At 70.8% G+C, this 21,531-nt stretch carries 25 protein-coding genes; 14 read left to right on the top strand and 11 right to left on the bottom strand.

All coding sequences use genetic code 11. The features are described from left to right. Positions 1-84: 84 nt before the first annotated feature. Positions 85-507 (bottom strand): flagellar assembly protein FliX, encoded by a 423-nt coding sequence (locus BLR02_RS07565; RefSeq protein WP_245704674.1) that lies wholly within the window; start codon positions 505-507, stop codon positions 85-87. A 174-nt stretch (positions 508-681) separates the two neighbouring features. On the opposite strand from BLR02_RS07565, the gene BLR02_RS07560 reads away from it, so the two are divergent. The 3 genes from BLR02_RS07560 to BLR02_RS07550 are packed head-to-tail and all read left to right on the top strand — an operon-like array spanning position 682 to position 2,458. Then, complete coding sequence (locus BLR02_RS07560) at positions 682-1,776, top strand: flagellar basal body P-ring protein FlgI (RefSeq protein ID WP_456303762.1); 1,095 nt, start codon at positions 682-684, stop codon at positions 1,774-1,776. Then, on the top strand, positions 1,776-2,060 hold the full coding sequence (locus BLR02_RS07555; protein ID WP_090563145.1) for a rod-binding protein: 285 nt from the start codon (positions 1,776-1,778) through the stop codon (positions 2,058-2,060). Before BLR02_RS07560 ends, BLR02_RS07555 begins: the two co-directional genes overlap by 1 nt. Then, positions 2,057-2,458, top strand: coding sequence for a hypothetical protein (locus tag BLR02_RS07550; RefSeq protein ID WP_090563143.1), 402 nt, complete (start codon positions 2,057-2,059; stop codon positions 2,456-2,458). The genes BLR02_RS07555 and BLR02_RS07550 overlap by 4 nt, the downstream gene beginning before the upstream one ends. 16 nt (positions 2,459-2,474) lie before the next feature. Here BLR02_RS07550 and BLR02_RS07545 read toward each other — a convergent pair whose 3' ends face one another. The 5 genes from BLR02_RS07545 to BLR02_RS07525 all read right to left on the bottom strand — a co-directional run bounded on the left by BLR02_RS07545 (position 2,475) and on the right by BLR02_RS07525 (position 5,568). Beyond that, positions 2,475-2,906, bottom strand: a complete 432-nt coding sequence (locus BLR02_RS07545; RefSeq protein WP_245704673.1) for a phasin family protein — start codon at positions 2,904-2,906, stop codon at positions 2,475-2,477. 80 nt (positions 2,907-2,986) lie between these two features. Next, positions 2,987-3,589, bottom strand: coding sequence for a hypothetical protein (locus tag BLR02_RS07540; protein WP_090563142.1), 603 nt, complete (start codon positions 3,587-3,589; stop codon positions 2,987-2,989). Between the two features lie 41 nt (positions 3,590-3,630). Beyond that, a complete protein-coding gene (gene proC, locus BLR02_RS07535; RefSeq protein ID WP_176849427.1) occupies positions 3,631-4,446 on the bottom strand; it encodes a pyrroline-5-carboxylate reductase in 816 nt (271 codons plus the stop codon). A gap of 36 nt (positions 4,447-4,482) precedes the next feature. Continuing rightward, positions 4,483-4,986 (bottom strand): type III secretion system chaperone family protein, encoded by a 504-nt coding sequence (locus tag BLR02_RS07530; protein ID WP_090563138.1) that lies wholly within the window; start codon positions 4,984-4,986, stop codon positions 4,483-4,485. Positions 4,987-5,148: 162 nt separating this feature from the next. Next, positions 5,149-5,568 (bottom strand): accessory factor UbiK family protein, encoded by a 420-nt coding sequence (locus tag BLR02_RS07525; RefSeq protein ID WP_090563137.1) that lies wholly within the window; start codon positions 5,566-5,568, stop codon positions 5,149-5,151. A gap of 95 nt (positions 5,569-5,663) precedes the next feature. Between BLR02_RS07525 and rfaD the strand changes: the two genes are divergently transcribed. The 5 genes from rfaD (at position 5,664) to BLR02_RS07500 (ending at position 10,293) form a co-directional block, all read left to right on the top strand. Further along, a complete protein-coding gene (gene rfaD / locus BLR02_RS07520) occupies positions 5,664-6,644 on the top strand; it encodes an ADP-glyceromanno-heptose 6-epimerase (protein WP_090563135.1) in 981 nt (326 codons plus the stop codon). After that, positions 6,644-7,450 (top strand): prolipoprotein diacylglyceryl transferase, encoded by an 807-nt coding sequence (lgt, locus tag BLR02_RS07515; RefSeq protein ID WP_090563133.1) that lies wholly within the window; start codon positions 6,644-6,646, stop codon positions 7,448-7,450. The genes rfaD and lgt overlap by 1 nt, the downstream gene beginning before the upstream one ends. A gap of 62 nt (positions 7,451-7,512) precedes the next feature. Further along, on the top strand, positions 7,513-8,505 hold the full coding sequence (locus tag BLR02_RS07510) for a class I SAM-dependent methyltransferase (protein ID WP_090662446.1): 993 nt from the start codon (positions 7,513-7,515) through the stop codon (positions 8,503-8,505). Then, positions 8,502-9,287: a peptidoglycan editing factor PgeF gene (gene pgeF, locus BLR02_RS07505; protein WP_090662087.1), complete on the top strand. Its 786-nt coding sequence runs from the start codon at positions 8,502-8,504 to the stop codon at positions 9,285-9,287. The genes BLR02_RS07510 and pgeF overlap by 4 nt, the downstream gene beginning before the upstream one ends. A 58-nt stretch (positions 9,288-9,345) precedes the next feature. Continuing rightward, positions 9,346-10,293, top strand: coding sequence for a hypothetical protein (locus tag BLR02_RS07500; RefSeq protein ID WP_090563129.1), 948 nt, complete (start codon positions 9,346-9,348; stop codon positions 10,291-10,293). Positions 10,294-10,306: 13 nt separating this feature from the next. Here the strand turns inward: BLR02_RS07500 and BLR02_RS07495 are convergent, their stop codons facing one another. Together BLR02_RS07495 and BLR02_RS29345 are read right to left on the bottom strand one after the other, a co-directional pair. Then, positions 10,307-10,984, bottom strand: a complete 678-nt coding sequence (locus BLR02_RS07495) for a flagellar hook assembly protein FlgD (RefSeq protein ID WP_176849426.1) — start codon at positions 10,982-10,984, stop codon at positions 10,307-10,309. Between the two features lie 13 nt (positions 10,985-10,997). After that, positions 10,998-11,468 carry a flagellar hook-length control protein FliK gene (locus BLR02_RS29345; protein WP_176952788.1) on the bottom strand — a complete coding sequence of 157 codons (471 nt, stop codon included), beginning with the start codon at positions 11,466-11,468 and terminating at the stop codon, positions 10,998-11,000. A 1,349-nt stretch (positions 11,469-12,817) separates the two neighbouring features. Between BLR02_RS29345 and flgE the strand changes: the two genes are divergently transcribed. From flgE to BLR02_RS07470, 4 genes are all read left to right on the top strand, one after another. Then, positions 12,818-14,116: a flagellar hook protein FlgE gene (gene flgE, locus BLR02_RS07485; RefSeq protein WP_176849424.1), complete on the top strand. Its 1,299-nt coding sequence runs from the start codon at positions 12,818-12,820 to the stop codon at positions 14,114-14,116. 16 nt (positions 14,117-14,132) lie between these two features. Next, on the top strand, positions 14,133-15,659 hold the full coding sequence (locus tag BLR02_RS07480; RefSeq protein ID WP_090662080.1) for a flagellar hook-associated protein FlgK: 1,527 nt from the start codon (positions 14,133-14,135) through the stop codon (positions 15,657-15,659). 14 nt (positions 15,660-15,673) lie between these two features. Then, entirely contained in the window at positions 15,674-16,741 is a 1,068-nt protein-coding gene (locus tag BLR02_RS07475; protein ID WP_090563120.1) for a flagellin N-terminal helical domain-containing protein, read from the top strand. 97 nt (positions 16,742-16,838) lie between these two features. Then, positions 16,839-17,309, top strand: a complete 471-nt coding sequence (locus tag BLR02_RS07470) for a flagellar biosynthesis repressor FlbT (RefSeq protein WP_090563117.1) — start codon at positions 16,839-16,841, stop codon at positions 17,307-17,309. Between the two features lie 10 nt (positions 17,310-17,319). On the opposite strand, the gene BLR02_RS07465 is transcribed toward BLR02_RS07470, so the two are convergent. Both BLR02_RS07465 and BLR02_RS07460 read right to left on the bottom strand, forming a co-directional pair. Beyond that, entirely contained in the window at positions 17,320-17,643 is a 324-nt protein-coding gene (locus tag BLR02_RS07465; RefSeq protein WP_176849423.1) for a hypothetical protein, read from the bottom strand. Positions 17,644-17,734: 91 nt separating this feature from the next. Continuing rightward, a complete protein-coding gene (locus BLR02_RS07460; RefSeq protein ID WP_090662444.1) occupies positions 17,735-18,385 on the bottom strand; it encodes a tyrosine-protein phosphatase in 651 nt (216 codons plus the stop codon). Positions 18,386-18,491: 106 nt separating this feature from the next. On the opposite strand from BLR02_RS07460, the gene BLR02_RS07455 reads away from it, so the two are divergent. Next, positions 18,492-18,695, top strand: coding sequence for a hypothetical protein (locus tag BLR02_RS07455; RefSeq protein WP_090662077.1), 204 nt, complete (start codon positions 18,492-18,494; stop codon positions 18,693-18,695). Positions 18,696-18,945: 250 nt separating this feature from the next. Here BLR02_RS07455 and BLR02_RS07450 read toward each other — a convergent pair whose 3' ends face one another. Continuing rightward, positions 18,946-19,923, bottom strand: coding sequence for a Bug family tripartite tricarboxylate transporter substrate binding protein (locus BLR02_RS07450; protein ID WP_090662074.1), 978 nt, complete (start codon positions 19,921-19,923; stop codon positions 18,946-18,948). 71 nt (positions 19,924-19,994) lie between these two features. Here BLR02_RS07450 and BLR02_RS07445 point away from each other — a divergent pair, with 71 nt between their 5' ends. Continuing rightward, positions 19,995-21,527, top strand: a complete 1,533-nt coding sequence (locus BLR02_RS07445) for a cation:proton antiporter (protein WP_090563108.1) — start codon at positions 19,995-19,997, stop codon at positions 21,525-21,527. Positions 21,528-21,531: the final 4 nt, after the last annotated feature.

Here is a 21,531-nt window from a genome sequence, read left to right as displayed (position 1 = left end):
CCTGAACGCGGCCGGACCATACAAGCCAGCCCTGGCGAAAGCCAAGGGGTTGCGACAACGCAAATTGCTGAGCCGGCGCGGTTTTCACGCAACCGACGCAACTTCCAACAGCCCCCGGCGCATCAATTCCACCTGGGCGCGCAAAACCACTCCGCGGACCACCTCCCGCAAACCGGGGTCAGCCCCCTCCTCACCCGAATCCAGTAGGCGGCGCAGCCGGGCCGGATCGAGAGGGGAGCCGCCGAGCATATCGCATTGCAGCGCATTCAGTTCCTCGAGAATGTCAACCGCCCGGCGCTGCGCCGCCGCATCCCTCTCCACACCCGAACCAGCCTCCTGCAAGGCCAGCAGACCAAGGCCTGCCGGGGCGATTCCACTCGTCGCCACCGCCTCATGCGGCGCTCCGGCCTCCCCCGCATCGAGGCGGAATCCACCCGCCCCGCCGCGGGCGGCACGGCGCGATGCCGTGGCCCGCATCGTCCCGCCCAGCCTGTCGATACCCTGCATCCCTTGCCCCCTTATGCCGACGGCCCGGCAAGGCCGTGCTCCTGCCCGGCAAGCCTTGCCGGCCCTCTCCCCCCCGGCACCTGGCATGGCCATTGCGATGCCTGGGGTGATGTGACCGACAGGTGCAGCGTGGCCAAAAAAGATTTCGCAAGGGCGAAGACCGCCTGGGCCGCCGTGCTGGCCGCAGCCTGGCTGTTGTCCTGGCTGCCGGCCGGCCCGGCCGTGGCGCAATCCGTGCGGATCAAGGATATCACCGATGTCGAGGGAGTGCGGGACAACCAACTCGTCGGCTATGGCCTCGTGGTCGGCCTCGCCGGCACCGGGGACCGGCTGCGCACCGCCATCTTCACCCGCCAATCCCTGATCGGCATGCTGGAGCGCCTCGGGGTCAACACCCGCGACAACGAGGCACGGCTCGACACCCGCAACGTCGCCGCGGTCATGGTCACCGCCAACCTGCCGGCCTTCGCCCGCCCCGGCAGCCGGATCGACATCGCCGTCTCGGCACTCGGCGATGCCACCAACCTGCAGGGTGGTACCCTGGTGGTGACGCCCCTGCTCGGCGCCGATGGCGAGGTCTATGCGGTGGCGCAGGGTGCCGTCGCCACCGGTGCGGTCGCCGCGCGGGGCGCCGCCGGCAGCATCCAGCGCGGCGTGCCGACCAGCGCCCGCATCGCCTCGGGCGCCATCGTCGAGCGGGAGATCCCCTACAGCCTCGCCGGCCGGCCGAGCATCCGCCTCTCTCTCCGCAACCCGGACCTGACCACCGCCCGCCGCGTCGCCGCTGCCATCAACCAGAGCACCGGCGCCACCACCGCCATCGCCACCGACCCGCGAACGGTCGCGCTCGCCATGGGGGGCCGGGATCCGGTCGGCTTCCTCGCCCAGATCGAGCAGCTCCGCGTCGAGCCGGATCAGGTGGCGCGGGTGGTGATCGAGGAGGCCTCCGGCACCATCGTCATGGGCGCCAATGTGCGGGTCTCCACCGTCGCCATCGCCCAGGGCAACCTCACCATCCGCATCACCGAGACGCCGCAGGTGAGCCAGCCGTCCCCGCTCAGCGGCGGCGAGACGCGCGAGGTGCCGCGCACCTCGATCGAGGTGGACGACCAGTCGGAGCGGCGGGTCGGCCTGTTGCGCGGCGGCGTCTCGCTGCAGGAGCTGGTGCGGGGGCTGAATGCGCTCGGCGTCGGGCCGCGCGACCTCATCACCATCCTGCAATCGGTCAAGGCGGCCGGCGCGCTGCAGGCCGAGATGGAACTGCGCTGATGCAGGTCGAGTCCCTGCGCGCCGCGCCACCGGCGCTCCGCCGCGCCGCCCAGGCCTTCGAGGCCCAGGCACTCGGCCAGTTGCTGCAGCCGGTCTTCGACACCCTGCCGCAGGGCCGCTTCGGCGGCGGCATGGCCGAGGCGCAATGGCAGCCGATGCTGGTCAGCGAAATGGCCAACGCCGCAAGCCGCTCCGGCCATGGGCTCGGCCTCGGCGATGCGGTGCTGCGGGAAATGCTGCGCTGGCAGTCAGCCGGCGCGACAGGTGAGGAGCAAGGACGATGATGGATGCCCTGCTGGCCGCCGGCCAGCGCCTGGCCGAGGCGCTACGGGCGGAAAACGAGGCCCTGGCGGCGCTCGACCTGCCCCGCGCGGCGGGCCTCGCTACCGCCAAGATGCAGGCGGCGGATGCCTTCGCCGCCGCCTTCGCCACAACGCGGAAAGTAGGGGCGAGGGCCGAGGGCGCACAGCGCACCAGCGCCTCCGACCTCACCGTTCGGCTGCAACAGCTCGGCGAGGAGAACCGGAGGCTGCTGGAGCGGGCCATCGCCATCCAGTCCCGGGTGATCGAAACCATCGCCGGGGCCGCCTTGCCGCGAAGCGGCAGCGGCGCCTACGGTGCGGCAGGCCGGCCCGCCGCACCCCGCCAGGCCCCGGCGATCGCCATGGCGACCCGGGCCTGACGGTGGTCCAGGAGCCTCAGCCCTGCTTCGCCACCAGCGTCTTCACCTCGTCCATCGCCTCGGTGAAGCGGTTGTTGAGCAGGCCCAGCGCCTCGGTGTTCGACTTCTGAATGAGGTCGGCCACCTCCCGCATATTGGCAACCGCCTTCTCATAGGCGGTCTTCAGCAACTCCGCCTGGCGGGCGGCCTTGGCCTGCGGGCTGTCCTGCGTCGACATGGTCTTCACCGCGTCGGTCATCTCCGACATGGCGGATTGCAGGATTTCCATATGCCGCCGCGCCACCGCCTGGGCGCCTTCCAGCGCTACCCGGTTGGCGGCCGAGAGCGCCTCGAGGTTGCGGCGCTGCGCGGCGGCGAGCGCCTCCATGTCCGGCATGCCGGGCAGGCGGAAATCCGCCAGCATCCGCATAATATCGGTTTCCGGCTTGAAGCCCATCGGGTCTGCCATTGCATCCTCCGCCCTGTTTTGGCGGGACGGAGCCTAGGCCCCGCCCCGATGCCGGTCAAAATGCGAGGCACCGGCCCGAATCAGTCGGCCGCCGTCTCGCCCGGCTCCAGACGCAACGCACGAGCGACCTGTTCGGCGCGATCGAGCGCACGATCGAGCGCCGCCATGGTCGCACCGAGATCGGCGCTCTCATCCCCGGCCCAGGCGCGCAGCGTGGCGAGCCAGACCGCAGTCAGCCCCTTGGCGCGGGCGAGTCCCGCCAGCCCACCGGCGCCGAGCCCGGCCGCCTCCAGCATCCAGGCCATGGAGCCAGGCAGGGCAGCCAGCAGGGCGAGGGCCAGCAGCGGATCGCCCTTCAGGTCGTCGAGGAAGCGGAGGATGCCGGCGCGGTGCGGCTGCAGCGCGTCGACCCGTCGCATCATCACGTCGAAGACGCGGTCGCGCGGCGTATTGTCGTCCGGCGCGGCGCCGGGGAGGATGCCCTCCAGCACCGCCTGGTCCACCAGCCGCCCATGCAGCAGCAGCAGGTGGTGCGGCGTCGGGCAGCGGCGGCGAATCTCGGCTGGGGCGACGCCCGAGGCGGTGGCCACGCGCCGCATCGACAGCCCCGCCCAGCCATGCGTGGCAACCACCTGCCAGAGGCCCGCGACCAGCCGCGTCTCGGTATCCTGCATCTCGCTCATGACCGCAGAGTGTGGGGTTGCCGCGCCGTTTCGGATAGGGGTCACCCACCCAGTTCGCGCGAACGCTCGGTGGCGGCGGCGATGGCGCGGGACATCAGCGCCGGCCAGGCCTCGCTTGCCATGAGCACCGCGAGCGCCCGCTCGGTGGTGCCCTTGGGGCTGGTGACATTCTTCCGCAGCTGGGCGCTGTCCTCCGCGCTCGCCGCCAGCAGCGCCCCGGAGCCGGCGACCGTGGCGCGCGCCATCCGCCGGGCGAGGTTGGGCGGCAGGCCCTGCTCGATGGCTGCCGCCTCCATCAGCTCGGCGAGGAGGAACACATAGGCCGGGCCGCCGCCGGAAACGGCGGTGACCGGGTCGATCAGCCCCTCCTCCTCCACCCAGGCGGTCTCCCCGATGGCCGAGAGCAGCCGGTCGGCCAGGGCTCGCTGCGCCGCATCCACGCCCGGCCCGGCGAAGCCCACGGTGAAGCCCCTGCGCACTGCGGCCGGGGTGTTCGGCATGGCGCGGACGATCCGCGCGCCCTCGCCCAGCAAGGCCCGCATGCCGGCGGTGCTGCGCCCGGCCATGATGGAGATGAACAGCGTATCGGGCCCGGCCAGCGAGGCGAAGGCCGGCAGGGTCGCCGCCGCCTCCTGCGGCTTGATGGCCAGGACCACGGCGCCGGGGCGGAAGCCGGCGGGGATGGCAGCCGGGCTGTCCACCACCCGCACCCGGCCGGCGAAGGGGGCGGCAGCCGGAGCATGCGGCTCCACCACCACCGCGTCGGTGAGGCCATTCTCCAGCCAGCCGGCCAGCATGGCCCCACCCATCTTCCCGCAGCCGACCAGCAGCAGCGGGGGCAGCGCTTCGGCGCTCATCCGGTCCTCCCCCAGCGAATCAAGGGGGAGAGGCTGTCAGGCCTCGCCGACGCAGTCCAGCATGGCAGCCTGAAGCGCCTCCGCCGGGGCCTTGCCGCCCCAGAGGACGAACTGGAAGGCCGGGAAGAAGCGCTCGCATTCAGTGAGCGCGATATCGACCATGTCCTCGAGGCTCTCGGCGCTCGCCCCCGGGGCACCGCGCAGCAGGACGGAGTGGCGGAAGACCGGCACCCCCTCCTCGGATTCAAGGCCGAAATGCCCGATCCAGAGCTTCTCGTTGGCCAATGCCAGCAATTCGAACAACTTGCCCCGGTTTTCCGGCGGCACCTTCATGTCGAAGGCGCAGGAGAAGCTCATGGCGCTGATCTCCGCCGACCAGGAGAAATACAGCCCGTAATCGCACCACTTGCCCGGCGCCTCGGCCGCCATCTCGCCATCCGAGCGGCGCTCGAAGGCCCATTCATTGGCGGCGACGATCTGTTCGAGGACATCGAGGGGGTTGGTCGCATGTTCGCGCTCGAGGGCCAGCAGGCCAGACATTGCGCACCTCCTCACTGTCTATGGTGGTCCCGCCTCACCGATATCTTGGGTGAATCGGCTCTGCGGCACCACCAGGGCTAGACTACTCAGCAGCCAAACGCGGCTGCAAGCCCAGTGGTTGCGGCAGCGTTGCGGCTGCCGCACGAAACTCCGCGAGGCGGCTCAGCCGCCACCGATCGGCGGCGGATTTTTCATCGTGCCCTCGATCGGCGGCGGCTCACCCTCAGCCGCGGCCGCCGTTTCCGAGGCGCCGGACTCGACCGCCGGAGGGCTGGTGACCGGTGGCTCCGTCACCGAAGCGCTGGGCACGCCGCCACCGGCGAGCCGGGCCTCCAGCGCCGCGACGCGGGCTTCCAGCGCCTCCTGCGCCTCGCGGGCCCGGCGGGCGAGTTCCATCGCCGCATCCAGTTCCTCCCGCTTCACCAGCTCCAGCCGCTGGACCATCTGGTCCATCTGGCTGCGCACCGCCGCCTCGACCTCGGTCCGCACCCCGGCCAGGGCGGAGAAGGCGCCGCCAGCCACTCCGGCCAGATCGTCGAACAACCCGCCGCGCTTCCGGCCCCCGCTACCTGTCTCGTCCATGGACCCGCTCCTCTTCACAGCCTGCATTGACGCGGCCTATACCCCCCGCCGCCCGGCACCACCATGCGGTGTGCCGGCCATTGGGGGTCGCGACGATGTATCTCGTCACCGGCGGGGCCGGTTTCATCGGCTCCAACCTCGTCGCCGCGCTCTGTGACCGCGGGGCGGAGGTGATGGTGGTGGACCGCCTGCGGGGGGGCGATAAATGGCGCAACCTCGCCAAGCACCCGATCGCGGGCATCCTCCCGCCTGAGGACCTGGAACGGTTCTGGGCGGCCGCGCCGCCGCTCCGCGCGGTGCTGCATCTCGGCGCCATCAGTGCCACCACGGCGACGGATGGCGACCTGGTGGCGGCGACCAACCTCACCCTTCCGCTCCGGCTTTGGGAAGGCTGCGCCGCACGCGGCATTCCCTTCATCTACGCCTCCTCCGCCGCGACCTATGGCGATGGCAGCCTCGGCTTCGAGGATGATGCCTCGCCTGAGGCCCTGGCGCGGCTCCGCCCCCTCAACCTCTATGGCTGGTCGAAGCTCGCCTTCGACCGGCGGGTGGCGGACCTGCTGCGGCGCGGCCGCCCGGCGCCGCCGCAATGGGCCGGCCTCCGCTTCTTCAACGTCTATGGCCCGAACGAGGCGCATAAGGGCCGGATGGCGAGCGTCCTCTTCCACAAATTCGGGCAGGTGATGGGGGGCGAGGCGGCGACGCTGTTCCGCTCCGACCGCGTGGGCATCCCCGATGGCGAGCAGCAGCGCGACTTCGTCCATGTGGACGACTGCGTCGCGGTGATGCTCTGGCTGCTCGACAACCCGCATGTCTCGGGGCTCTTCAACCTCGGCTCCGGCCGGGCGCGGAGCTTCCGCGACCTGGTGGGCGCGATGTTCGCCGCGCTCGGCCGGCCGGCCGATATCCGCTACATCGACATGCCGGCGGATCTCCGCGGCAAGTACCAGTACTTCACGGAAGCGCCGCTGGACCGGCTGCGCGCGGCGGGCTTCAACGCGCAGATGACGCCGCTCGAGGAAGGGGTTCGCCGCACCGTGCAGGATTTCCTCACCCAGGCGGACCCGTATCGCTGATGCTCTTCGCCATCCCCTTCCCGGTCATCGACCCGGTCCTGGTGCAGATCGGCCCCTTCGCCATCCGCTGGTACGCGCTCGCCTATATCGCCGGCATCCTCGGCGGCTGGTGGCTGGCACGGCGGCTGGTGGCGCTGCCGCCCGTCGTCGCCGACCGCCGGCAGATCGATGATTTCGTCACCTGGACGACGCTCGGCATCATCCTCGGCGGCAGGCTCGGCTATGTGCTGTTCTACCGGCCGGAGCACTACCTCGCTCATCCCCTGGACATCCTCAAGGTCTGGGAGGGGGGCATGAGCTTCCATGGCGGGGCGCTCGGGGTGATCGTGGCGATCTTCCTGTTCTGCCGGCAGGAACGGCTGGAACCGCTGGGCTTCGCGGACCGGGTGACGGCGGTGGTGCCGATCGGCCTCTGCCTCGGCCGGTTGGCCAATTTCATCAATGGGGAGCTCTGGGGCCGGGTCAGCGACGTGCCCTGGGCCATGGTCTTCCCGACCGGCGGGCCGGAACCGCGCCATCCGAGCCAGCTCTACCAGGCGGGAATGGAGGGGTTGCTGCTCTTCATCCTGTTACAGGTGCTGGTGCATCAGCCAGCAATCCGGGCACGGCGCGGCTTCGTCGCCGGGGCCTTCCTCGCCGGCTACGGGCTGGCGCGCTTCATCGGCGAGTTCTTCCGCCAGCCGGATGCCTTCCTCGGCTTCCTCTTCGCTGGCGCCACGATGGGGCAGCTGCTCTCCGTGCCAATGATCCTGGTCGGCGGCTGGCTGATGCTGCGGGCGAAGCCGCGGCAGGAGGCGGTGGCCTGAGCACGCTTGATCACGGAAGGCCGGAGGCACGGGGCGTGAACCGGTCATCCGACAAGCAGGCCATGCCTGAACGCCTCGATCGGTTCATGGAGAGGGCCGCCTCGGCCTATTACGCCGGGCGGGATCCGTTCGGCCAGGCGGGCGACTTCACCACGGCGCCGGAAATCTCCCAGGCCTTCGGCGAGTGCCTCGGCCTGTGGGCAGCGGTTACCTGGCAGATGATGGGCGCGCCGGCGCCGGTCCGGCTGGTGGAGCTCGGCCCCGGCCGCGGCACGCTGATGGCGGATGCGCTGCGGGCGGTCGGCGAGGTGATGCCGGCCTTCCGGGCGGCGGTGGAGGTCCATCTGGTCGAGACCTCGCCCACGCTCCGCGCCGCGCAGGCGGCGCGGCTGCCGGGTACGCAGTGGCATGACCGGCTGGAGGATGTGCCACCGGGGCCCACCATTCTGTTGGCCAACGAATTCTTCGATGCGCTGCCGATCCGGCAATTCATCCGGCGCGAGGGCGGCTGGCGGGAGCGATTCGTCCAGGACGGCGGCTTCGTCGAGCACGCGGTGGAGGCAGCCCCTCCCCTGCCCGAGACGGCGCCGGAGGGTGCCATCCAGGAATACTCGGCGGCGTCGCTCGCCATTGCCCATCATCTCGCCGGCCGCCTGAGGATGCAGGGCGGGGCGGCGCTGGTCCTGGATTACGGCCCGGCTGCGGAGGGATTCGGCGACAGCCTCCAGGCCATGACCCGCCATGGCCCGGCCGATCCGCTGGCCGGGCCGGGCAGCGTCGACATCACCGCCCATGTACGATTCCCCGCCCTTGCCGCCGAAGCGCGATCCGCCGGGGCGGCGGTGCATGGACCCTTGCCGATGGGGCTCTTCCTCCAGCGGCTCGGGCTGATGAGCCGGGCGGCCATCCTCGCCCGGGCCAACCCCCGGGCAGCCGGGCTGATCCTCTCGGGGGCGGAGCGTCTGGTGGCGCCGGAGGGGATGGGGCGGCTGTTCAAGGTGCTCGGCCTGTGTCATCCGGGGCTCGCTATTCCTCCGGGCTTCGAGCCAGCATGAACTCCGCTGAATTCCTGACCACCCCCGCGCTCGCCGCGGCAACAGGCCTGCGCCATGGCTTCTTCACCCGCCGCGGCGGCGTGTCCGAAGGCCCCTGGGCGGCGCTCAATTGCTCGCTTTCCGGCCAGGACGACCGGGAGCGGGTGCGCGAGAACCGCCGTCGCGCCGCCGATGCCCTCGGCCTGCCCGCCACCGCGCTGCACGGGCTGACCCAGGTGCATGGCATCGCCGTCGCCGAGGTGGACGCGGCCGGCTGGCGCGAGGGCGAGGGCCCCCGCGCCGATGCGGTGGTGACGCGCCGGCCGGGTATCGCGCTCGGCATCGTCACCGCGGATTGCGCACCGGTGCTCTTCGCCGACCCCGAGGCGGGCGTGATCGGTGCCGCCCATGCCGGCTGGCGCGGCGCGGTGGATGGGGTGATCGAGGCGACGATCGCGGCCATGGCCGGGCTCGGCGCCCGGCCGCAGCGAATGCTGGCCGCAGTCGGCCCCTGCATCGGCCAGGCAAGCTACGAGGTCGGGCCGGACCTGCGCGATGCCGTGCTGGCGCGCGACCCGTCCGATGCACGGCACTTCGCCCCGGGCCGGCGCGAGGATCGCTGGCAATTCGACCTGCCCGGCTACTGCGCGGCGCGGCTCTCGGCCGCCGGCATTGCCAGGGTGGAGACGGCCAGCCTGGACACGCTGGCGGAGGAGGCATCCTTCTTCAGCCACCGGCGGCGAACCCTGGCGGGGGGCGGGCCCATCGGCCATCAGCTCTCGGCCATCAGCATCACGGTCTGAGCCATGCCCTACATGGTCCAGTTCTTCGTCCTGACCCTGCTCACCATCATGGTGGCCTGTGCGCTTCTGTAAGCTGCTGCTGCTCCTCCCGTTGTTGCTGGCAGGCTGTGGCGACCTGCCCCAGCCCTATCGCGGCCGCCCCGGCGCGCAGGCGCAGCGGCTGGCGGTGCCGCTCGCCATCCGCCTCGCCGTGCTGCCGCCGAGCGAGGCGTTGATGACCGACGAGGCGGCGAAGGGCCTGGCGGAGGCGATGGCGACCGCGCTGCAGGCCGAGGATGTCCCGGCCATCGCCACCCCGACACCGCTGCCGCTCGACTGGCGGGTCGAGATCGCTGCCGAACGCCAGGGTCAGTCCGTGCAGCCGCGCTTCCGCCTGCTGAATGCCGATGGCGAGGTCCAGGCGGCAACGCAGGGCAATCCCGTGCCGATCATCCGTTGGGCGGAGCCGACGCCGGAACTCTTCACCGAGGTCGCCAGCCAGGCGGTGCCCAATCTGAGCCGGCTGCTGCTGCAGGTGGAGGCCGCGCGCAAATCCACTGACCCGCAGTCGCTGGCCGCCGGACCGCCGCGCATTCGCTTCACCGGGGTAAAGGGCGCAACGGGGGACGGCAACACCGCGCTCGCCACGCGGATGCGCGAATTCCTCGGCAATGAGGGTTTCGTCGTTCAGGACGCAGCGGATGGTGCGAGCTATGCGCTGGAGGGTGATGTCGTCCTCGCCCCGGGCGGCACGCCGAGGCAGCAGCGTGTCGAGATCCAGTGGATCGTCAGCCGGCGGGATGGCGAGGAGCTGGGCCGCGTCGTGCAGATCAATGAGGTGCCGACCGGGCGGCTGCGCGGGCTCTGGGGCGATATCGCCTATGCCGCGGCGGAACAGGCGGCGCCGGGCGTCCGTACCGTCGTCGCCAATGCGATGAGCACGCCGCCGCCCACCGCTTCGCCCGGCCCGGCAGCCACCCCGGTCGCCGAGGAAGCGCCGCCGTTGATGCCGGCCGCGCGGCGCTGACCGGGCGGCGGCCTCAGCCCCCGTCCACCCCCCGCACCGCATCGAAGCCGACCGCGAGCTTGCCGAGTTCGAGCTGGAGGTCGCCACCCGAAGGGCGCTTGGCTGCGGTTGCCACGCCGATTACCGTCGCCGTCACCGGCTGCGGGGCGCCGGCGGCATCCTGCCCGGCGACGGCAAACCGATAGGCGCCGTCAGGCTGGCGCTGCCCGGCCATGTTGCGGCCATCCCAGACCCATTCCTGCGCCGTGGCGCCGAGCTTCACGGTCGCTTCGCGCAGAAGGCGCCCGCCGGCATCCATCACCCGGATCACCGCCTGCTGCGCGGTATCGGCCGCAGGCAGGCGCAGCGTCGCCGTGCCGCCTTGCAGGGAAAGGCGGTCGCTCTCGACCTCCACCCGCTCGCCCATCAACGGCGCAGCGGCGGTGAGCTGGGCACCCTGTTGCAGGCCGATCAGCTTGGCGAGGTTGGTGTTGACGGCGATCTGCTGCTCGACCGTGGCGAAGGAGACGAGCTGGTTGGTCATCTCGTTGGTGTCCATTGCCTTGGTTGGGTCCTGATTTTTCAGCTGGGTGGTGAGCAGGGTGAGGAAGGTATTGAAATCCCCGGCGATGCCGGTGGGCTTCGTGCCGCTGCCGGTGGTGGCGCTGCCGGTTCCGGTCGTGGCACCGCTGCCCTGGATGCTGCCGCTCATCGATGCTGCTCCGTCAAACCGCGATGTCGAGTAGGGTGAGGGCGAGGCCCGTCGCGGGCCGGAGGGCTCCGGGGGATTCCAATGAAGTGCCCAGGCTGCCCTGCCCGGCCCGCTGGCCCGTCTCCGGCCCCCGGCGGCCCGGCTGCTGACCGGGGCGCTGCTCCGGCTGGCCGCCCGAGAGGCCGAATTGCAGCGCGCCATCGGCGATGGTGACGCCGGCCTGCCCCAGGGCGCGATCGAGTTCGCGCGCATCCCGCTGCAGGAGAGCGAGCGTTTCCGGCCGCTCGGCAAGCACCTGCACGGCGGAGGCCTCGCCCTCGGCGCCGCGCTCGATGCGGATCTCCACCCGGCCAAGGCTTTCAGGCTCGAGCGCTACCGTCAGGCGGGGCGCCTGCCCCTGGCCAAGGGCCAGGGCGATGGTGACCTGCGCCACCTGCCGCGCCGGCGGCGGAGGTGGGGCGGATGACGGCCCGACAGCGGGCATGGCGGGGGCCGGGGTGTCGGCCGCCGCCGGGGGAGTTGTCTGAGGCGGGCTGAACCCTGCCGGAGGCAGCACCTCGGACATGGCGGGACGCACCGGAGGGAACTCAACAGGGCGAGGTCCTGCGGGGACGGGCGCAGGATCAACAGGTCGCTCCACATAGGTCGGCGCTGGAGTGTCGGGCAGGGCTTCAGTGCCGGATGCAGCATCGGCCGCGAGCCTGTCCTGCGCCATAGCCTGGCCGAAGGTCGCGGCAATCGCCATCGGCCGCTCGCGTGCTGGATGCGAGGTGGCGGAACCGCTGAGCACCGGCCGACCGGAATTCGACACCGGCCGGGCTGAGTCCGGTCCTGCCACGGTCGGGACGGCAGGTGGCAGGGCGGAGGTGAGAGGGACAGGCGGCGAGACGGTACCGGGAGCGACCGAGGTCATGGCAGCGGCGGCCGTGGGTGGCAGCAGCGCTTGTGCGGCCGAATTGGCCAGGGGCGGGCCGTGCCGCTCCGGCCCCGAGGCGGGCGGGGAAAGGGACGGGCCGGCAGCCGGCAAGGGGCCAGGCATCGGCAGCGATGTGGGCCCGGCCTCCGGCAGGTGCTCGGCTTTGCTGCGCCAGAACCGGGGCTCTGGCATATCGTTGCGGGGCGTGTCCGGTCCCTCCGCTGGGGATGGTCCTTCAACCGGAGCCTCGAAAGATGGCAAGGGTGCCGGCCCTGGCGCTTGTTCTTGCAGGACCGGCATCGGCATCACCGGGTCCGTCGCCGGTTCGGCCTCGGTCAGGGCTGCCTCCTTCTCCTCGGCAACGGGTTGGGACAGAGCGGGCGCGGCACCGCGGATAGGGGCTGGGTTTGGCGTTGGCGATACCCTGCCCATCGGAGCCGGCGCGCCGGCAGGCATGGGCAGGGTCAATCGCGGCACGCCAGGACCGGGCATCCGGGATACGGGCAGCGTCCCGGCCGGGAGCGAAGCGGCGGGGCTGTCCACGCCGCCGGGCTCGGCCGCCGGGCCCACGGCCTGGCAGGCGCGGAGCAGCAGGGCGGCGAATTCCTCCGCGCCAGCCTCCTGTGCGCGGGGCGCTGCGGTCATCGGCGGGCTCGCCGTCATCGGCGGGAGGCTTGCGGTGGTGTCCATGGTGATCCGGTCCAGCGGCACCGCGCTGCTGCGAAGCATGGGCCAGCCCGGGGGCATGCGGCACCGGCAAGCCCGGCCCCCGCCCCGGCAAAGCCTGCCGGCCGGACGGCAGAAGCGGCAGGGCAGGATGCGCCAGGGCTTGGCACAGACCCTGCGATACCGGCGCGACGAGGGCCGGCCACCGCTTCCGCCGCGGTGCCGAGCCCTGCATGACGGAGGCCCGCCCCATGTCCCTCTTCGGCTCGCTCACCGCCGCCATCAGCGGCCTGACCTCGCAAAGCCGCTCGCTCGGCAATATCTCGGACAACATCGCGAACAGCCAGACCGTCGGCTACAAGCGCGTCGACACCAATTTCGTCTCCTACATCACCTCCTCGAGCCAATCGATCAACCTGCCGGGCGCGGTGATCGCCAAGCCCTCCTATACCAACACCGTCCAGGGCACGATCGAACAGTCGGAGGATCCGCTCGCACTGGCGATCGGCGGGCAAGGCTTCTTCAGCGTGGCTCTTGCCAAGGGCACGGTGAACGGCCAGCCGGTCTTCGATGAGCGGCAATTCTTCAGCCGCGCCGGCGACTTCACGCGCGATGCGGATGGCTACCTCACCAACGGCTCGGGCTACTACCTGAAGGGTTGGCCGGTCGATCCAAGCGGCAATCCAGACCGCACGACGATCGCGCCGATCCGCGTGAACCAGCAGGTCTTCAACCCGATCGCCACGCGCGAAATCCAGCTCTCGGCCAACCTGCCGGCCACCATCCCGAACTCGCCGGTGACGACGCAGGCGCAGCTCTACGACTCCCTCGGCCGGCTTCATACGGTGAACCTGACCTTCACGCCGACCCTCACCAATCACTGGACGATGCAGGTCGATGTGCCGGACGACATCAACGGCGCGACCCGCGGCAGCATCGAGCTGAATTTCGGCAACGGCGCCTCGCCGGCGGTGGCCGATGGCACGATCGGCGCCTTCGGCATCGCCACCGGCCTGACGAAGCCCGCCACCAGCGCCGAGGGTGACCCGGCCGCCGTCACCTTCACCGCCGATTTCGGCGAAGGTCCTCAAACCGTCAGCCTCTCGCTCGGCCAGTTCGGCAAGTCGCTCGGCGTCACGCAGTATTCGGCCGATTTCAGCGTGCGCAACCTGACACAGGACGGCGTGCCGCTGGGCGCCTTCTCCAGCCTCAGCACGCGGGCCAATGGCGATGTCGCGGTCAACTACGACAACGGCCAGAGCCGCGTCATCGCCCGCATCCCGCTCGTCGCCTTCAACGACCCGGCGCAGCTGCAACGGCTGGACGGCCAGGCCTTCATGCGCACGCCGGATTCGGGGGAGGCCCGTGTGACGGATGCCGCCTCGAACGGCGTCGGCAAACTCGTCATCGGCTCGATCGAGCGGTCGAATGTCGATATCGCCAGCGAGTTCAGCAAGCTGATCGTCGCCCAGCGCGCCTATACGGCCAATACAAAGGTCGTTGCCGCGACCGACGAGCTGCTGCAGGACACCATCAATATGCGGCGCTAGGCGCGGTGGCTGAGCCATGAGCCTCGAACTCGCCCTCGGCATCGCGCGCAGCGGTCTCGCCGCCGTCCAGCGCAACCTCTCGCAGGCGTCGCAGAACGTCGCCAATGCGGAGACGCCTGGCTATACGCGCAAGACGGTCGCGCAGCAGTCGCTGGTGGTGGAGGAATTGCCGGCCGGCCTGCGCAGCGGCGAGACGCAGCGCGCGGTCGATGCCGCGCTGCTTGGCCGGCTCGACCAGAGCCGGGGCGCCCTCGCCGCCACGACCGTGCGCGAGGAGTTGCTGCAGGGCATCGAACAGGCGCATGGCGCGGCCGGCGACGGTGCGACGCTGGGCGATGCGGTGGCGGCCCTGGCGAATGCCTTCACCGGCCTTCGCGCGTCACCGGCCGATGCCGGGCAGCAGCGCGCGGCGCTGGGCGCGGCTGGGACGATCGCCAGCCGGTTGAACGAGGTCTCGGCCGCGATCGGTGCAGCGCGCCAGCAGGCGCAGGACGGCATTCTGGCCGAGGTCACCGCGGCCAATGCGGCGCTGCGGCAGATCGCCAGCCTCACCATCCAGATCAAGTCGGGGGCAGCCGGCGACACCGCCGGGCTCGAGGATCAGCGTGACCAGGCCATCGCCACCCTTGCCGAGAGCATCAAGGTCCAGGCCACCCGCAAGCCCGGTGGCCATTTGCTGCTCGTCGCGCGCGGCGGCATCGTCCTCCCGCTGGACCCGGCGCGGGATGTGCTGGCGACCGGTCCGGCCTCAGTCTCGCCCGATTCCTATCACGGCGCCGGCGGCACACTGCCCGGCGTTACGCTGGGCGGCATCGATATCACCGGCCAGCTCGCAGGCGGTCGGCTCGGCGAATATATCGCGCTGCGCGACCGCACCCTACCGCGCTACCAGGCGGAGACGGATCTGGTCGCGGTGGCACTCGCCAACCGCTTCGACCAGGAAGGCCTTCGCCTCTTCACCGATAGCGATGGCGCCTCCGTCCCGGATGCCACCCTCGCCTATGCCGGCAGCACACAGATCGGCTTCGCCGGACGGATCCGCCTGAGTGCCGCAGTCTCGGCCGATCCGAGCCTGCTGCGCAATGGCACGCATGCGGTGACGCCGACACCTGGCGGGCCGGATGGTTTCCTGCCCAATCCGCCCGGCGGCCCGGCCGGCTTCACCACTCTGCTCGACCGGGTGCTGAACTACGCGCTCGGCAGCGAAGCGGCCACGGGCAATCCCTGGCCGACGATCTCCAGCGTCGGGCTCGGGCCGGATGGCAGCCTCGCCTCGCCCTTCGTGCCGGCGGGGGCGATCGCCGACTACGCCAGCAGCGTCACCACCGCCCAGCTTGGCGACCGGGCCGCGGCGACCGAGGCGAAGCGCCAAGCGAGTAGCCTGCATGCCGCGCTCGAGACCCGCTTCACCGCCACCTCGGGCGTCGATATCGATGCCGAGATGGCCGGAATGGTGACGCTGCAGAATGCCTATGCCGCGAATGCCCGCGTGCTCGGCACCGTGCAGTCGATGTGGGAGGCGCTGCTCGGCAGCGTGCGCTGAGGCGGAGGCGGACGATGGCACGGATCGACATCCTCGGGAGGCTCGACACCGACACCTCGGTGCTCAGGGCGCGGCTGGCGAGCCTCGCGCGCCAGCAGGCCACCGGCCTCAAGGCCGAACTGCCGGGCGACCTCGGAGCGCAGTTGCCCCGCGCGCTCTCGCTGCGCGCCGAGATCGCCCGGCGCGACACCTATGGCACCATGATCGGCCAGGCGCTGTCGCGCACCGAGGCGACGCAGCAGGCGCTCGGCCGGCTGGCCGAGATCGCCCGGGAGTTCGGCGACAAGGTCGCGGTGAAGCTCGACCCCAACAGCCCGGACACGCTGCCGCTCGCCGCCAGCCAGGCGCGCCAGGCGCTGGTCGAGGTGGGCCAATTGCTGAATACGCAGCAGGGCGGCGAATACCTCTTCGGCGGCAGCGACTTCAGCAATCCGCCACTACCCGACCCGGAGGGGCTGCCGGCGGGCGGCATGGCGACGCAGGTTGCCGCCGCCATCGCCACGCTCGGCCCGGGCAATGCTGCGGCAGTCAGCGCGGCGACCCAGGCGGCAGCGCTCGACGACAGTGCCGGCACCACGCCCTTTTCCGCTTTCGTCACCGACCCCTCGCGCGGCGGGACGGAGCCACGGCGCAGCATTGTCGCAGCCGATGGCATGACGACGCCGGTCGGGCTTTTCGCCAACCGCAATGCCGCGGCGAGATCGGCAGGCGAGACGACCGGCTCCTGGGCGCGCGACCTCCTGCGAGGGCTGGCGAGCATCGCTGCGCTCACCCCCGCACAGACCAACTCGCCCGAGGATTTCCGTGCCCTGGCCGATACCATTCGCGGCGGCTTGCAAAGTGCGGCGAATGCGCTCGCCGATGAGCAAGGCGCGCTCGGCCAGACGGAGGCGCAGCTGGCCAACCTGCAGTCTCGCCACGCCGAGATGCACGACTCGCTGAAGGCGCAACTCGCCGGGATCGAGGAAGTGGACATGGCGGAGGTGCTCACCCGGTTGCAGGCGACGAAGACCGCGCTCGAGGCCAGCTACAACGTCATCGGCACGATCGGCACCCTCAGCCTGGTGAGCTACCTGCGGTGACCTGCGGGATGAGAGGGCGCCCGGGTTTCAGCCCGCGTTAAGCGGCGCATGCGACGATCCACCAACTCTCCGCGGCGCGGAGGCGAAAGGAACAAGAATGTCCACGCTGGTGCTCGAATTGCGGCAGGGCGACATGATGGTCGTCAATGGCGCGCCGATCCGTTTCCGCAACCGCGCAAGAATCGAGCTGACCGCCAAGGCACGGTTCCTGTTCGGCAAGCAGATCATGGCGCCGGAGGCCGCCACCACGCCAGCCCGGCGGATCTATTTCGCCCTGCAGACCGCCTATATCGGCACGGAGGATGAACGCGCCGGCGGCCTGCAGGTGGCCCGCGCCCTGATCGGCGATTTCCAGCAGGCCACGACCTCCGCCCTCGTGCGGGAAATGCTGCGCCAGGCCCTGGTCTGCGCCGAGGCGGATGATTGCTACCAGGCATTGAAGCTGGCGCGACGGGTGATGCGGCATGAGGAGGAGGTACTCGGCCTTCCGCCCGTGGCGGCCACGCGGCTGCCGAGCCGCGCCGAGGCCGAGGCATCCCCGATGACGCTGACATTCGGACTGCCGTGAGGGGGCGGAATCAGTCAGCCCGGTGCAGGGCGGGCGGAGCATCGGGGGTTGGTGCCGCCGGCACCGCACGCACCGGCTCGGGCCGGCTTTGGTGCGCGGCCGAGCGATAGGCAGCGAGTTCGCGTTCGGTCGGCAAGGTGGCCGCCACGCTGCCGGACCGGTCACGGAATTCCATCACCACGATGCCAAGGGATGGGTCGATCCGCATGCTCGGATTGGGCCAAGCGCTCGGCACCGGGCCTTCCACCGCAGCCTGTGGCCCATCGGCCAGGCGGGCGGATGATGAGTCCGGGCCACGGCTGGCGATGGGAGGGATGGTGCTTGGCGAGATCATGGCAATGAGCAGACGACTTAATGAGACTCCGGTGAAGGAGTCGTTAAGGCGCTATGGATGACGGCACTATGATGCGGCTGGCTCCGCGTGCTCACTCCCGCCGCAGGATCCCGTCCACCAGCCGGTCGGCCCAGCCTTGCGACCGGAAGGCGTCGCGCAGCGCCTGTTCGGAGTAATCCTCGCGAAGCCAGTCGAGGAAGGGCTTGCCCTCGCGCGCATGGGCCGCAGCATAAGCGAGGAAGAAGGCGTCGAGGATGCCGGTGCGGCTCTGCCGAACATGGCCGTGCCGGAGCGAGAGCTGGCGCAGCGCTTCGGCCGGCGGGCGGCCCTGCAGCAGCAGCCACAGCCCAGCCGCGAGGCCGGTGCGGTCGGCGCCCGACTTGCAATGCATCAGCGCCGGTTCCTGCATGGTACGGAAGATCTCGGCGAGGCGGAGGATGCGGTCCTTGTGCGGCGCGCCACGGCTTTCGAAGGCTGCGTCGATATGGGTGAGGCCGAGCTCCGCCGCCGCCGCCCGGCCCAACCGGTCGGAGCCGCAATTGGCCCGCTCGCCGCGCAGGTTGATGATGGTCCGCAGGCCGAAGCGGCGCTTGGCGACCCGTAGCTGCCAGGGCAGTGGGTGGTTGGAACGGTAGAGGCGCCCGGCCTCGACCACGCCCCAATTGCGCCAGCCCAGCCGGAGCACGGCATGATCCACGAACAGGCTGTTGAGCCAGAGCGGGGTGGTACTGGGGGTGAGCATGGCAGGGGTATGCGGCGCCATGCGCCTGATTACCAGGGGTGGGTGGCGGAACGCCCTGCGCCGGGGCCGCGTTGAGGCGGTTCACCACCAGCGAATGGGGGATCCCATGTCATCCAAGGCCCATCTGCCGCCCGTGCCGCCGGCCAACCGCACCCCGCATGGTCCAGGCGGCAGCAGCTCCGAGGGCGACCTGAGTGCCCAGCAGGCCGAGGCGACGAAATCCAGCCGGGACCGCAACCTTGCCGAGCAAGGCCGCCAGGGCGACATCAAGCAGAACACCACCCACCAGGGCTACCAGCAGGATCGCTGAGATAGGGAGCTAGGTGGCGGGCCGGAGGACAAGCGCGGCCTCGGCAGCCGTCATCAGGGCAAGGCGTTTGGCCTGTATGCCCCTGCGACCGGGTGCCCCTGGTGCCATCACGGCGCTTGGCCCATACGGCCCGCAGCCGAAACTCCGGCGGTGTCGGCGAGCGGAAGCGCCCACACCCCCGCGACACCCAAAGCCGTCCTGACCAGTTGCCACCCGCCCCGAAGGGGGCGGGTGGATGGCGGCCGCCGCCTCAGTCCATCTTGGCGCCCGAGATGCGAACCATCTCCTGCAGCATCGGCCTTTGGCTTGCGGCATGCTTCAAGGCATCCTCCGGCGTACTCCAGACACAACGAGCGCCGGTCTGCTCGAAGCGGCGCTGCATGGCGGGGTCGGCCGCGATCTCCTTCATGGCGGCGTTCACCTTGTCGATGATCGGCCGCGGCATGCCGGCTGGGCCGACCCAGGCGCACCAGGACGTGATGGTGAAATCCGGGATGCCGGCCTGGCCCATGGTCGGGATCTGCGGGAGCGACGGCCAGCGTTCCGGGCTCGTCACCGCGAAGGCCTTCATCCGCCCCTCCTGGATCACCGGAATGTAGCTGGCCAGGTTGTCGATGGCGAAGGTCAGGTCGCCCGCCAGCATGGCCGGGATGATCTGCGCCGCGCCGCGGAAGGGCACATGCTGGCCATCGATCTTCTGCCGGTCGCAGAACATGCTGCCGCAGAGATGCGCCGTGGTGCCGACGCCGGGGCTGCCATAGGAGACGCCATTCGGCCGCGAGCGGGCCCAGGCGATGAATTCCTGGGCCGTATTCGCCGGGCAGAACTGCGCCGGGGCCACCAGGACATTCGGCAGTTCCCAATGCATGGAGATGACCGAGAAGTCTTTCTCGGGGTCGAAGGGCAGGCGCGAATAGAGGAATTGCGCGATCGAGAGATTGGCGATGGTGGCCGGCCCCTGGGTATAGCCATCGGGAGTCGCTTTCGCGATCGCCTCCATGCCGATATTGCCGCCGGCACCGGGGCGGTTCTCCAGCACGAAATTCTGGCCGAGCTTGGTGCCGAGCTGCTCGCAGAGCAGACGGGCCAGCACATCGGTCGAGCCACCCGGCGGCCAGGGGATGAGGACGCGGACGGGCCGGTTTGGCCAATCCCCGGCGGATTGGGCAAGGGCGGGGGCGGCGAGCAGGCTCGGTGCTCCCGCGATAAGGGCGCGGCGGCGGATCATGGCGATTCTCTCCCGGCAATGTTCGTATGGCCCAAGGATGCCGCTGCTGGCGGTTCCGCGAAAGGTGCCGGATGCTGATCTTCGAAACCGTCATTGCCCTGCTGCTGGCCGGAGCTCTCCTCGCCATCCTGGCCAAGCGCCTGCAGGCACCCTACCCGGCCCTGCTGGCGCTCGCCGGGACGGCCGGGGCTCTGGTGCCCGGCCTGCCGCAGATCACGCTCGACCCGGAACTGGCGCTTGCCCTCTTCGTCGCACCGGTGCTGCTGGATGCGGCCTATGACGCGTCGCCACGCGACCTGAAGGCGAATTGGCTGCCGGTAACCGGTCTGGTGCTGATCTGCGTGCTGTGCACCGCCTTCGCCGTGGCCGGGGTGGCGCGGTGGCTGGAGCCGGGCCTGCCCTGGGCGGCGGCGATCGCCCTCGGCGCCATCGTCGCCCCGCCGGATGCCTCGGCCGCCGCCGCCGTGCTGCGCCAGCTCCGCCCGCCGCACCGGGTGCTGGTGATCCTCGAGGGCGAGAGCCTGCTGAACGACGCGACGGCACTGCTGCTGTTCCGCGTCGCGGTCGGCGCCGCCATGGGTGGTGCGTTCAGCGGTTGGGAGGTGGTGCCGCTGCTGCTGCTGACCTGTGGTGGCGGCGCGCTGCTCGGCATTGCCGCGGCCCGGCTCTGGTTCCGGCTGCAGGTGAGCCGGCAGGACATCGCCATTGCCGTGCCGATCCAGTTCCTCGGTACCTTCGCGGTCTGGCTGCTGGCCGAGCGGCTTGGCGTCTCGGCCATCATCACCATGGTCGCCTATGCCATGACCATCGCCCGCTTCGCCCCGGTCAGGATGAGCGGGCGGGAGCGGATCGCCAGCTACGCGGTCTGGGAGGTGGCGGTCTTCGTCCTCAACGTCCTCGCCTTCATCCTGATCGGGCTGCAGCTGCGCGGCATCCTCGACCGGCTGGATGGCGGGCATTGGGAGGAGGCCGTCTTTGCCCTGGCGGCCTGCGCCGTAGTCATCCTCATGCGCTTCGCCTGGGTGATGGGCTATGCCGGCGTCGCACGGCTGGTGATGCGCAAGGGTGAAAGGCCGAGCCTCAAGGGCGGCCTCGTCATCGCCTGGTGCGGCATGCGGGGCATCGTCACCCTGGCGGCGGCGCTGGCCCTGCCGGAGGGTTTCCCATACCGCGACCTGATCCTGCTGACAGCCTTCGCGGTCACGCTGGTGACGCTCGTGCTGCAGGGGATGACGCTGCGCTGGCTGCTCGAATGGCTCGGCCTGCCGGATGATGGCGGGGTCGAGCGGGAGGTGGCGCTGGCCCGCACCGCAACGGCCAAGGCGGCGCTCGCGGCGCTGCGCGAGGCCCCGCCGGGCCGGGCCGTGGAGGTGCTCGAGCGCGAATACATCGCCCGGCTCAAGCCGGCCGAGGGCGGCGGGGAGGATCTGGCCGGGCTGCAGCGGCAGGCGGTCGCGGCGCAGCGGCGGGTGCTCTCCGATTTGCGGTCCCGCGGCACCATCGGCGACGATGCCTTCCATGTCATCGAGGAGGAGATCGACCTCCTCGACATCACCGCGGATCCGCGCATCCGCGACCTCAGGGCGCAGGCCGAGGGCGCCTGAGGCC

Origin of the sequence: Belnapia rosea (assembly GCF_900101615.1) — a bacterium.
GTDB lineage: Bacteria > Pseudomonadota > Alphaproteobacteria > Acetobacterales > Acetobacteraceae > Belnapia > Belnapia rosea.
This window is presented reverse-complemented; position numbering and strand designations above follow the sequence as displayed.